Source organism: Vibrio sp. KUL78, assembly GCF_059725505.1.
The window spans coordinates 1,007,283-1,019,597 of the sequence record NZ_AP045837.1 but is presented as its reverse complement, the minus strand read 5'-3'; the positions used below and the strand labels follow the sequence as shown (position 1 = coordinate 1,019,597).

Sequence of the window (12,315 nt, the reverse complement as noted above, 5' to 3'; positions counted from 1 at the left end):
TTACTTGGCTCAAGTTGAGAACTACTACCAAATCAACGTATTGGCAGTGCTGTGGTGTATTTTAGTGGCTCCATCGCAAAGGTAGATGTCACGTTGGATAGCCCATCTATGCTATTGACGAGCTTTTTGTAGAACTCATCGAAACACTTCATATCTTTCACCAACACCTTCATCATGTAATCGTACTCACCCGCCATTCGATAGAACTCCATCACTTCGGGGAACAAAGACACCGTTTCCACAAATGCTTTATACCACTCATGAGAGTGATTGGTGGTTTTGATCTGTACGAACGCCGTGAATGATAAACCCAGCTTTTCTGGGTCTAGCAACGCAACCCGCTTATCGATCACGCCGCTCTCTTCAAGCTTCTTAAGTCGCTTCCAACAAGGTGTAGTGGTGAGGTTAACCGCTTCGGCTAACTCGTTTAGCGACAAGGTCCCATCTTGTTGCAGTAGGGACAGTAGCTTCTTATCTGTACTATCTATATCCAAAATAGCTCCAATGTAGAAAAATTTTCTACCAATTAGCGAAATTGAAGTAAATATAGCAAAGTTTTTCTCTCTATCTGTAGGTAAATTATCACCATGCCAATCACAAAGTAGGAAACCAAGACGATGTGTACTGATCACCAATGGATTAACAACGCTGTTCGCAAAATTGAAGCCGACTTCCAGCGCTCGGCAGATACTCACCTGATCAAACTTGATCTCCCTAGTATTGAAGGGATCGACGTTTATCTAAAAGACGAAAGCACACATCCAACTGGCTCACTAAAACACCGCCTGGCTCGCTCGCTATTTTTATATGCGATCTGCAATGGCTGGATTGGTCCTGAGACGACTGTGATTGAATCATCATCGGGCAGCACTGCCGTATCAGAAGCCTACTTTGCTCGTCTACTTGGTTTACCCTTTATTGCAGTGATGCCAAAGTGCACCGCGCGCAAGAAAATTGAACAGATTGAATTCTATGGTGGTAAAGCACATCTTGTAGACCGCTCTGATCAGATTTACGCAGAATCTCGCCGATTGGCAGAAGAGCTAAACGGCCACTACATGGATCAGTTTACTTACGCTGAGCGTGCTACGGATTGGCGTGGTAACAACAACATTGCAAACTCTATCTTTAGCCAAATGGAGCTCGAAGATCATCCGATTCCATCTTGGGTGGTAATGAGTCCTGGTACAGGTGGTACGTCGGCTACAATTGGCCGCTTTATTCGCTATCAAAAACACGACACTAAGCTATGTGTTGTAGACCCAGAGAACTCGGTTTTCCATGACTACTTCAAGACAGGTAATGCGCAAATTACCGGTGATTGTGGCAGCAAAATTGAAGGCATTGGTCGCCCTCGCGTTGAACCAAGCTTTATTCCAGGCGTGGTTGATGAGATGCGTACCATCCCAGATGCGGCAAGTATTGCAACCATCCATTGGCTGGAAAAAACGCTAGGTCGCAAGGTGGGTGCATCGACAGGTACTAACCTATACGGTGTGTTGCAGCTGGCAAGCGAGATGAAAAGACGTGGTGAAACTGGCTCTATTGTCACGTTGCTGTGTGATAGTGGTGAGCGCTACCTAGATACTTACTACAACAGTGAGTGGATTAATAACAATATTGGGGATTTGCAACCTTACCTAGACAAGCTCGAAGTATTCGAAGCGACAGGTGAGCTTGTAGAGTAACTAACCTCAGTTGGCAGGGAGTGATAATTCACTCCCTTTTTTTCGCCTGTTACTTTTGCGCGTATGAGGTTTTCACTTTCTCTTGCGCCGTTGCAACGTAGGAAACAAGGTCACGATACGCCATATCCATTTGGTCAATCATGTCTGAATCGTTACTGCCTTGCGCTACTAGCCGCAATCCGTCGTGCAGTGCCGTCGCCTTAACATAGAAATACTCTAAAGGCCCACCAGGGGATGCAAGCTGCTGCGTCTCTTCATGACTGGCTATCACCTGACCAAAAATGGTCTCACTTTCAGCAAGCTCAAGCAAACTCGCATCATAATCTGCCCCAATCAGCTTGGAGTGCGCCGTCGCCCACATATTCGTGTACTGCGCGATAGCACTGGACGCGTAGATATCGACCGTAGTGGTATAGATGACGTCAACCGTGTCAGAAGAAAGAGACAAAATGGATTGGGTATCTTGAACTATGTCCGAAGCGCCTTTAGAGGCATCTGCGACTTGCGACGAGACCAATTCGATGTTCTCGCCCGCTTTGTTGGTGCTTCCTTCAATGCGCTCAACCAATCCCGAGATCTCACTCGCCGCTTCATTCGCACGCCCGGCCAGTGAACGCACTTCGTCTGCGACCACAGCGAACCCACGACCGTGCTCTCCTGCCCTAGCCGCTTCAATAGCAGCATTAAGCGCAAGTAAGTTGGTTTGTTCTGAAATCTGATGAATGATACTGATAAACTGAGTGATATCCCCTGTCAGCACTTGTAGTGCCGCCACCGTCTCTTTGCTCGCATTAGAAGATTGCGAGACCTGATCGAGCGAACGATACATCTCTTCAAGCTGCTGCTGCGTCGCGTCAAACACACCTAGGTTTGCCTGAAGCTGGTCACTTTGATGGATGAGCTGATTATTCGCCTGTTCAATATTGCTCGTCGCTCCCACCAGCTGGGAAGTAACAGAGCTCAAAAACAGTCGAGAGCGCTGCTTTTGTTTATCTAGCTGAGCTTCCAGTTTTCGTATCTGCTGCTCTTTTTGAGCTAACTCTTGTTGCAACTGCTCGACTTGGCAAGCGAAGGTGTCTTTCTGTTCGGATTCAGATAGCAATTGCTGTTGGAGTTGAGTGAGTTGTTTTTTGGATGCAAACATATGACCACTTTTCTTTTACTGCTTTCTTTATCGTTATTGTTTTCTAACGTTAGCATTGGTGAGGGAAATATAAATGGCTTGAAGGGTAAGTTGTGATGAGGGGTAGCTGGTATCACCCTATTAGGGTATGGACTTGGGGTGGTTTGGTGGAGTGTTTTTTGGTGTGGGGAACGGGTTTGGGGATTGGTGGGTAGTTTTAGTTTCGCGTTTACCCCCTCTAGCTCCCCCTATTTTAGGGGGAGAACGACTGCTCGCTCCTATCGTCGCGCCGCAACTCGTAAAGTGAGGCGATGCGTCAGCGAGCCGTCTGTCCCTCCCCTTGCAAGCGGGAGGCTAGGAGGGGGCAAGCGAAGCGTGCTCTTAAGCTCTTCAGAGCTCAATCAGAAGAGGACTTAAGCGTCTCCCTCCTCCGCATTGCGTGCCGCAGCTTCTTTAATGATTGGCTGAAGTTCGCCTTTTTGGAACATCTCTACGATGATGTCACAGCCGCCGATTAGCTCGCCTTCAACCCATAGTTGAGGGAAAGTTGGCCATTGAGCGTACTTTGGTAGCTCTGCGCGGATGTCTGGGTTTTGTAGGATGTCTACATAAGCAAATTTTTCGCCACAAGCCATTAGTGCCTGAGCTGCTTGTGAAGAAAAGCCACAGCTCGGCAATTTAGGTGAACCTTTCATGTAAAGAAGAATTGTGTTTTCTTCAATTTGCTGTTTGATTTTATCGATCGTTTCCATTGCTTCCTCGAAATGCTTGTACTGCGAATGTGTTCACATTCTAGCGAATCGTCACAGAATAAAAAGCACAATAATATTGTGGTTATACTATTGTAGCTAAGATGTGATGCACGCTACCTAAACCCTAGCTATCAAGGGCTAAGTAAACAAAACATCACAATTAATTTATCACCAACTCTTTTAATAAAGTAAAAACTTGCTAAAATAGCAAGCAGTCAGTCAACACACGACTCAATAAAAAATATACTTGGAAGCAATCAGGGTAAAAACCCGCTAATAATCAATGGAGAAGCGAGCAATGGCATTCGAACTACCAGCACTTCCTTATGCGAAAGACGCTCTAGAACCACACATCTCAGCAGAAACACTAGATTTCCACCACGGTAAGCACCACAACACTTACGTTGTTAAGCTAAACGGTCTTATCCCTGGCACTGAGTTTGAAGGTAAAACACTTGAAGAAATCGTTAAGACGTCTTCTGGTGGTGTATTCAACAACGCTGCTCAAATCTGGAACCACACGTTCTACTGGCACTGTCTAGCGCCTAACGCTGGCGGCGAGCCAACTGGTGCAGTTGCTGACGCAATCAACGCTGCATTCGGTTCATTCGAAGAGTTCAAAGCGAAGTTCACTGATTCTGCAATCAACAACTTCGGTTCATCTTGGACTTGGCTAGTTAAGAAAGCTGACGGCTCTCTAGACATCGTTAACACTTCTAACGCAGCAACTCCACTAACAGAAGAAGGTGTGACTCCACTACTAACAGTAGACCTATGGGAACACGCTTACTACATCGATTACCGTAACGTTCGTCCAGACTACATGAATGGCTTCTGGGCACTAGTTAACTGGGCATTCGTAGAAGAAAACCTAGCTAAGTAATCCGCTCCTGACCGAGTTTTTCTTAAAGACCTGTTAATACAGGTCTTTTTTTATTTTATCTCTAAAGCTCTCTATGCCCCTGCCGATAAAGTCTCTGTAACGAGAGGACTTTATGCAAATTCATCATTTAGACAAAGCCAATTTAATCAACGAGCTACAGTGTGGTACGTCGCTTAATCGCGCCGTAGAGCAAGGTAGACGTGCAGACTTTGCGTTGATGTTGTCTATGTTCTCTCAAGACTCTCGTGAAACCTCAGTGACCGAGGATGTTGATACCAAGATTACTGATGAAGCAATATTGAGAAAACGCTTCGACGTCCCTACCGCACAAAAACTGCAGGGCGAACTTGATGACTACGAGGTCTCTGCCAGCATCGCTAAGCAGTTTCATGATGGCGGCCTACCTAGCGCAAAACTGCAGCATTACAGCCGACCAGAACCGCTCAACTATGCCCCTGTGGATACTCACGGCCTTGCCGAGGAGGTATACCACAACCTTTCTGGTCATACTCGCCGTCAGCTTGGTCAAAAGTCTGCTCCGAAACCTACAATCGATATTCTATATAACCAGTTATCCACCGCGCATCGTAAGGACGGATTGTCTATCCACCTTTAACCCCTATTTTTTAGTGGTTTCTAATGTAACGCTGTCCAGTTTTTCCGTACAGAGTGTGATTTATCGCTAAAATAACGGTTTGATATTTTTCCTATCCACAAAAACTTGAAGTTATTCACATTTGACTCACAGTTTTTCTACCAAGTTATTACTTCAGGGGAATGGCATTTCGCCAAACTTTATCCGAAACCGGCACTTTCGGGGTAACTATGATCATTAAAAATTCGGTAGTTTTGATTACATCTGCTGGTACCAGCTTAGGTGCAATGATTGCACTGCATTTCGCACGCCTTGGTGCAAACCTGGTACTTTGCGATAAAGACAACAATGCGCTCAGCGCCACATTCCGGCGTTGCCAGGAAGTCACGGAGCTCGTCACTAAGGTTCACATTACCGACATGACTCCCAGCTCTATAGAACGCATTTTCGATGACATAGAAACCCATGTCGGCAGACCACCCAATGTCTTGGTTAATCACTGGACATCACTACCGAAACAATCACTGACCGATGTCAGTGATAGCAACAAGTTTATCAACCAATTTTCGCTGCTCGCATCCAGTCTCTTTTTGTTTGGGCAAGTTGCTGCAGACCGGATGTCTGAAAAGCACTCAGGCGTTATCGTCAATGTAGTTGCGCAAGAGCCTGAGCAGTGCTTTACCGATTTAGACAACACTTCTTCTATTGTCACTGGCTTTACTAAAAGCTGGGCTCGTGAGCTCAAGCCACGCAATATTCGTGTCGGTGGCGTGATTCCGGTGAGCTCTCATGGCTATCACATTGATGCTAACTGGTCGCGGATCCAGGATGAGTTAACAAGAACGACCGAATACATTGTCAGCAATGACTACTTCAGTGGTCGTGTGGTAAGTGCGGAGGCATAGTGGGCACAAAAGCGTAATCATCACTCGTTTTTCTGAATCAAACACGTAAAAAAAGCCCCTTCATTTCTGAAGGGGCTTTACTAATTTTCCCGAATTAGATTTCGTGCTAGCGAAAATCTACTACTGAATTAAGCTTCAGCTTTCTCTTTTTTAGCTTTAGCAGCTGGCTTCGCTTCTTGGTCTGCTTTCTTCTTGATAACAGTTGTACCTTCGAAAGTTTCGCCTTCAACGAATGCGTTACCGTAGTAAGCCGCTTTCAGTACTTCTTTAAGCTCAGAGATTAGTGGGTAACGTGGGTTCGCACCAGTACATTGGTCATCGAACGCTTCAACCGCTAGTTCATCAAGCTTAGCTAGGAAGTCAGACTCAGCAACACCTGCAGCTTGGATAGAAGTTGGGATGTCTAGGTCTTTCTTAAGCTCTTCCAACCATGCTAATAGACGTTCAATCTTCTGAGCAGTACGGTCACCAGCTTGGCTTAGGCCTAGGTGGTCAGCGACTTCAGCGTAACGACGACGTGCTTGTGGACGGTCGTATTGAGAGAACGCAGTTTGCTTAGTTGGGTTGTCGTTTGCGTTGTAACGAACAACGTTAGAGATTAGTAGTGCGTTCGCCAGACCGTGTGGTAGGTGGAACTCAGCACCAATCTTGTGAGCCATTGAGTGACAAACACCTAGGAATGCGTTCGCAAATGCTACACCAGCGATAGTTGCCGCGTTGTGTACTTTTTCACGAGCGATTGGGTCGTTTGCACCGTTCGCGTAGCTTGAAGGTAGGTACTCTTTAAGCATCTTAAGAGCTTGTAGAGCCTGACCGTCAGAGTATTCGTTCGCTAGAACTGATACGTAAGCTTCTAGAGCGTGAGTTACTGCATCGTAACCACCGAATGCTGTTAGAGACTTAGGCATGTTCATAACAAGGTTCGCGTCAACGATAGCCATGTTAGGAGTTAGTTCGTAGTCAGCTAGTGGGTACTTAGCACCAGTCTCGTCGTCTGTAACAACTGCGAATGGAGTAACTTCAGAACCAGTACCAGATGTTGTAGTGATACATACAAGCTCAGCTTTTTGACCCATTTTAGGGAACTTGTAGATACGTTTACGGATATCCATAAAGCGCATTGCAAGCTCTTCGAAGTGAGTTTCTGGGTGCTCGTACATTACCCACATGATCTTAGCTGCATCCATCGGAGAACCACCACCTAGAGCGATGATTACGTCTGGTTGGAAGCTTTGCATTGCTTCAGCACCTTTCTTAACAACAGATAGCGTTGGATCCGCTTCTACGTCGAAGAAAGTTTGAACTTCCATGCCTTGAGCTTTAAGTAGCTTCACTACTTCGTCGCTGTAACCGTTGTTGAATAGGAAACGGTCAGTTACTAGGAATGCACGCTTCTTACCTTCTAGGTCGCTCATTGCGATTGGAAGGCTGCCACGACGGAAGTAGATAGACTTAGGTAGTTTGTGCCACAACATGTTTTCAGCTCGCTTCGCTACAGTTTTCTTGTTGATTAGGTGCTTAGGACCTACGTTCTCAGAGATAGAGTTACCACCCCAAGAACCACAACCTAGAGTTAGAGAAGGCGCTACGTTGAAGTTGTAAAGGTCACCGATACCACCGTGAGTAGTTGGGATGTTTACAAGGATACGTGCAGTCTTCATCTTGTCACCGAAGTAACGGATGCGGTCAGCGTTAACGTCTTGGTTTGTGTACAGACCAGATGTGTGACCGATACCACCGATTTCAACCATAGTTACTGCTTGAGCAACTGCGTCTTCGAAATCGTCAGCGCGGAATAGACCTAGAGTTGGAGATAGTTTCTCGTGAGCAAATGCGTCGTCGTAAGAAACTTTACCTAGACCTTCACCTACTAGAACTTTAGTGTCAGCTGGAACTTTAACGCCTGCCATCTCAGCGATTGCTGGAGCTGGTTGACCTACGATCTTAGCGTTAAGGTTGCCGTCGATTAGAAGTACTTTACGTACTTTCTCAGCTTCAGCTTTGCTTAGAACGTATGCTTTGTGAGAAGCGAAACGCTCTTTAACTTCGTCGTATACAGAGTCAACAACGATTGCAGCCTGCTCAGAAGCACAAACTACGCCGTTATCGAACGTCTTAGACATAAGGATAGAAGCAACTGCACGTTTAATGTCAGCAGTCTCGTCGATAACAACAGGAACGTTACCTGCACCTACACCGATTGCTGGCTTACCAGAAGAGTAAGCTGCTTTAACCATGCCTGGACCACCAGTTGCAAGGATAAGAGCGATGTCGTCGTGCTTCATAAGAGCGTTAGAAAGCTCTACAGATGGTTGGTCGATCCAACCGATGATGTCTTTTGGAGCACCTGCTGCTACTGCTGCATCTAGAACTAATTTAGCTGCGTCGTTAGTAGAGTTCTTCGCACGTGGGTGTGGTGAGAAGATGATACCGTTACGAGTCTTCAAAGAGATTAGAGATTTGAAGATTGCAGTAGAAGTTGGGTTAGTTGTTGGTACGATACCGCAGATGATGCCTACAGGCTCAGCGATAGTCATAGTGCCTAGGTTGTCGTCTTCTTCAAGAATGCCACAAGTTTGCTCGTCTTTGTACTTGTTGTAGATGAACTCAGACGCGAAGTGGTTCTTGATAACTTTGTCTTCAACGATACCCATACCAGACTCTTCAACCGCTTGTTGTGCAAGAGGAATACGAGCTTGGTTAGCTGCTAGAGATGCTGCGCGGAAAATCTTGTCTACTTGCTCTTGCGAGTAAGTTGCAAATTCTGCTTGTGCCGCTTTAACGCGTGCAACCATTGCATCTAGTTCAGCCATATTTGTTACAGGCATAAGGAATCTCCTAAAATAAAAAAACTAAAAACTTTTTAGTAAGTTAGCTACTTCTGCTAATGAATCACTTAACAACAGAACAACTCTACTTAGTAAACTGCTTTCAGAGCTGAGTATAATCTTTCACGCCATGAAAAAAATTGACTCAGATCAGATCTGAAAAGTAATTTACCTACATAGTAGTAACCCCAAAGGGTTGCGTGACGTAACCTGTTGTTTTAATTGATGTTACCCAAGTAAAATACCAAGCTCAAAAAAGCACCATTCAGTATTTTTTTTTCATAACACCTAACAATTGTGTAAAAAAGTTTCACTTTTGTACGGCAAAGACAAGTAAAACGTCACCCTCGTGCTACTAAGTATATGTAGATGACATTACTTTCTTTCAACCCATGGCGTAAAAATAATCAAAACAAGACATGAGCAACATTTTTGCAACGTAAAGGTATGTTACCTCGGTTGTGGCACGAACTTTTCCTTCATAATCTATTCATATTTGCACACCAGACCTCCCGCTTCATATCTACGAACTATTTGTCTTAAATAGCCATCAATTTTTAGTCGATTATCCCGCTGCAATGTCGTACATTACCCGCACTTTTTGCTTGGACATAAATGCATAGCATTACGTCCTACTCCTTCATCGAGATAAGTCTATGAGTAGCATCGAATTTGCAATCTATTTGCAGTTTTTCCTTGGTTTGGTCGCTGCGGTAAACCCGGTTGGGATCATGCCTGTGTTTGTGTCTTTGACGGGCCATATGTCACCCGAGGACAAAAACAAAACGGCCGCCACAGCGAACATTGCGGTTGCAGTGATCCTTATTACGTCATTATTGGCAGGTCAGATCCTGTTAGATATGTTCAGCATCTCTTTAGACTCGTTCCGCGTAGCGGGTGGATTGCTGCTGCTTAGTATCGCTTTCTCTATGATGTCGGGTAAGTTGGGTGAGGATAAGCAGAACAAACAAGAAAAGTCAGAGTACGTAAGTAAAGAGCAAATCGGAGTTGTACCCCTTGCGATGCCGCTTATGGCTGGCCCTGGTGCTATCAGTTCGACGATTGTTTATGGCGCTCGCTACCCTGGCATGGTTGAAACGGTTGGTATCATTATTAGTATCATCGTCTTTGCCCTTTGCTCATGGCTGCTTTATCGCTCTGCACCGCTCATCGTTCGTTTCCTTGGGCAAACGGGTATCAACGTGATCACGCGTATCATGGGTCTGATCCTTGGTGCATTGGGTATTGAGTTTATGGCGAATGGCCTAAAAGCACTTTTCCCTGGCCTCGCTTAACTGACCTAGCCTTTCCCTCACATCTTTGTCCCTCTCAAGCACCTTGTTACCAAGGTGCTTGAACTTCTCTCCTCTCTATTGGCACTCTCCCTCGCCATAAACGAAACGACTCTTGTCCTAGCAAAACTGCCCCTTGCCGCGTCTTGGGTATATACTAGCCATATTGAAGACTTATAAACTCTTGCTATGGAAAACAACCGCTTAAAGCACAAGCTGTACATTATCATCTTTGGTCATCACACCCGTGCAGGTCGAATTTTTGATATTACTCTTATCATCGCGATCTTAATGTCGCTGGCTGTACTAGTGCTGCACTCTATTGAAGGGCTATCCAGCGAGTGGGATAACACCTTTGTCCTCCTGGAGTATTTCTTTACGGCCTTGTTTACAATTGAGTACCTGGTGCGCCTATATTGCTCGCCAAAGCCGAAAGCTTACGCCACCAGCTTTTATGGTGTCGTTGACTTGCTTTCCATTCTCCCTACTTATCTGGCCTTACTCTTTCCGTCCGCGACATTCATGGGGGTAATAAGGCTACTAAGGGTGATGCGAATATTCCGCATCCTCAAGCTGGTTCGTTATCTACAAGACTCCAATATTCTGCTGCGTTCATTGCTCATGTCTCGCCGCAAGATCTTTGTTTTCTTTAGCACCGTCGCCATTTTAGTGACCATTTTTGGCGCGCTTATCTTTGTCATAGAAGGTCCTGAAAATGGGTTTACCAGCATCCCACAAAGTATCTACTGGGCAATTGTGACCATTACGACGGTTGGCTACGGTGATTTAGTACCAAGTACACCGCTTGGCAAAGGACTCGCCTCGCTGACAATGCTGCTCGGCTACTCCATTCTTGCCGTCCCTACTGGAATCATTACGGCAGAGTTAGGCCAAGAAATGAAGACCCATAGAAGCTTGGTGAAGTGTCCAAACTGTTCAAAGTCGGGTCATGAAAGTGATGCGCTGCATTGCAAGCATTGCGGTAGTGAGTTGGCGACACCTGACAAAAGAATTGTTGACGTCGATTCTGAAGATTTAAAATAGCAGAAACTAAAAAGCCCTCTTAAGAGGGCTTTTTCAAACTTGGATGAAAGAAAGAAAATTAACCGTTCTTCTCAGCCAAGATAATGCGCAGTGTACGACGCAGTGGCTCTGCCGCACCCCACAGTAGCTGGTCACCGACGGTAAAGGCATTGAGGAAGTCGTTACCCATCGCCATTTTTCTTAGACGACCAACTGGGATAGACATAGTACCGGTTACTTTTGCAGGCGTTAGCTCTTGAGCCGTGATATCGCGATCGTTTGGAATCACTTTCACCCAATCGTTGTGCGTTGCGATGATTTCTTCGATTTCATCCATGGGCACATCTTGCTTAAGTTTGATGGTAAGAGCTTGTGCGTGACAACGCATGGCACCGATTCGAACACATGTGCCATCGATAGCAATTGGGCTATCTTGCAAACCAAGGATCTTGTTTGCTTCAACACCGGCTTTCCACTCTTCTTTGCTCTGACCGTTTTCACGCTTCACATCGATCCACGGAATGAGTGAGCCCGCTAGAGGTACACCAAATTGATCCGTTGGGAATGAAGAAGAGCGGATGGTCTCAGCCACTTTACGATCAATATCTAGAATAGAGCTCGCTGGGTTTGCCAGCTCAGAAGTCACACAGTCATTTACTACGCCCATTTGAGAGATAAGTTCGCGCATGTTTTTCGCACCTGCGCCCGAAGCCGCTTGATACGTCATTGCGCTCATCCATTCAACAAGACCTTTCTCGTATAGACCGCCCAAGCCAAGAAGCATCAAGCTAACGGTACAGTTACCGCCAACAAAGGTGTTAGTACCCTTGATAAGACCGTCTTGAATCTGACCAAGGTTCACTGGGTCCAAGGTAATGATTGAATCTTTGTCCATACGGAGAGTAGAAGCAGCATCAATCCAATAACCTTTCCAGCCAGCTTGGCGAAGCGCTGGGTACACTTTCTCAGTGTAGCTACCACCTTGACAGGTAATCACGGCGTCCAGTTGTTTTAAGCTTTCAATATCAAAAGCGTCTTGTAGAAGTCCGGCATCTTTGCCAAAGTTTGGCGCTGGAATACCAATTTGAGACGTGCTGTAGAAAACGGGTTCGATGACATCAAAGTCTTTTTCTTCGACCATGCGTTGCATCAGAACAGAACCCACCATGCCACGCCAACCGACTAAACCTACTCTCATTGAATTACTCTCCGTGTGAATTTAAATA

The 12,315-nt window shown here is 45.7% G+C and carries 11 protein-coding genes; 6 read left to right on the top strand and 5 right to left on the bottom strand.

The window, feature by feature from the left end:
- Positions 1–32 precede the first annotated feature (32 nt).
- Positions 33–494: an Lrp/AsnC family transcriptional regulator gene (locus AC6I8Y_RS05005; protein WP_234494204.1), complete on the bottom strand. Its 462-nt coding sequence runs from the start codon at positions 492–494 to the stop codon at positions 33–35.
- Between the two features lie 123 nt (positions 495–617).
- Between AC6I8Y_RS05005 and AC6I8Y_RS05000 the strand changes: the two genes are divergently transcribed.
- The gene (locus AC6I8Y_RS05000; RefSeq protein ID WP_498020935.1) at positions 618–1,688 is read left to right on the top strand and encodes a PLP-dependent cysteine synthase family protein; all 1,071 of its coding nucleotides are present in this window, start codon (positions 618–620) and stop codon (positions 1,686–1,688) included.
- 49 nt (positions 1,689–1,737) lie between these two features.
- On the opposite strand, the gene AC6I8Y_RS04995 is transcribed toward AC6I8Y_RS05000, so the two are convergent.
- Together AC6I8Y_RS04995 and AC6I8Y_RS04990 are read right to left on the bottom strand one after the other, a co-directional pair.
- Positions 1,738–2,832 carry a methyl-accepting chemotaxis protein gene (locus AC6I8Y_RS04995; RefSeq protein WP_498020933.1) on the bottom strand — a complete coding sequence of 365 codons (1,095 nt, stop codon included), beginning with the start codon at positions 2,830–2,832 and terminating at the stop codon, positions 1,738–1,740.
- 392 nt (positions 2,833–3,224) lie between these two features.
- Positions 3,225–3,563, bottom strand: a complete 339-nt coding sequence (locus AC6I8Y_RS04990) for a Grx4 family monothiol glutaredoxin (RefSeq protein ID WP_042474195.1) — start codon at positions 3,561–3,563, stop codon at positions 3,225–3,227.
- Positions 3,564–3,861: 298 nt separating this feature from the next.
- Between AC6I8Y_RS04990 and sodB the strand changes: the two genes are divergently transcribed.
- From sodB to AC6I8Y_RS04975, 3 genes are all read left to right on the top strand, one after another.
- Complete coding sequence (sodB, locus tag AC6I8Y_RS04985; protein ID WP_042499104.1) at positions 3,862–4,446, top strand: superoxide dismutase [Fe]; 585 nt, start codon at positions 3,862–3,864, stop codon at positions 4,444–4,446.
- A 112-nt stretch (positions 4,447–4,558) separates the two neighbouring features.
- Positions 4,559–5,062: a VC2046/SO_2500 family protein gene (locus AC6I8Y_RS04980; protein ID WP_252013816.1), complete on the top strand. Its 504-nt coding sequence runs from the start codon at positions 4,559–4,561 to the stop codon at positions 5,060–5,062.
- A 209-nt stretch (positions 5,063–5,271) separates the two neighbouring features.
- A complete protein-coding gene (locus AC6I8Y_RS04975) occupies positions 5,272–5,946 on the top strand; it encodes an SDR family oxidoreductase (protein ID WP_234494207.1) in 675 nt (224 codons plus the stop codon).
- A gap of 128 nt (positions 5,947–6,074) precedes the next feature.
- On the opposite strand, the gene adhE is transcribed toward AC6I8Y_RS04975, so the two are convergent.
- Positions 6,075–8,774: a bifunctional acetaldehyde-CoA/alcohol dehydrogenase gene (adhE, locus tag AC6I8Y_RS04970; protein WP_234494208.1), complete on the bottom strand. Its 2,700-nt coding sequence runs from the start codon at positions 8,772–8,774 to the stop codon at positions 6,075–6,077.
- A gap of 656 nt (positions 8,775–9,430) precedes the next feature.
- Between adhE and AC6I8Y_RS04965 the strand changes: the two genes are divergently transcribed.
- Both AC6I8Y_RS04965 and AC6I8Y_RS04960 read left to right on the top strand, forming a co-directional pair.
- Positions 9,431–10,069: a YchE family NAAT transporter gene (locus tag AC6I8Y_RS04965; protein WP_042474190.1), complete on the top strand. Its 639-nt coding sequence runs from the start codon at positions 9,431–9,433 to the stop codon at positions 10,067–10,069.
- A 186-nt stretch (positions 10,070–10,255) separates the two neighbouring features.
- Complete coding sequence (locus AC6I8Y_RS04960; RefSeq protein ID WP_498020930.1) at positions 10,256–11,110, top strand: ion transporter; 855 nt, start codon at positions 10,256–10,258, stop codon at positions 11,108–11,110.
- A 58-nt stretch (positions 11,111–11,168) separates the two neighbouring features.
- Here AC6I8Y_RS04960 and asd read toward each other — a convergent pair whose 3' ends face one another.
- On the bottom strand, positions 11,169–12,287 hold the full coding sequence (gene asd / locus AC6I8Y_RS04955) for an aspartate-semialdehyde dehydrogenase (protein ID WP_394152582.1): 1,119 nt from the start codon (positions 12,285–12,287) through the stop codon (positions 11,169–11,171).
- Between the last annotated feature and the right edge of the window lie 28 nt (positions 12,288–12,315).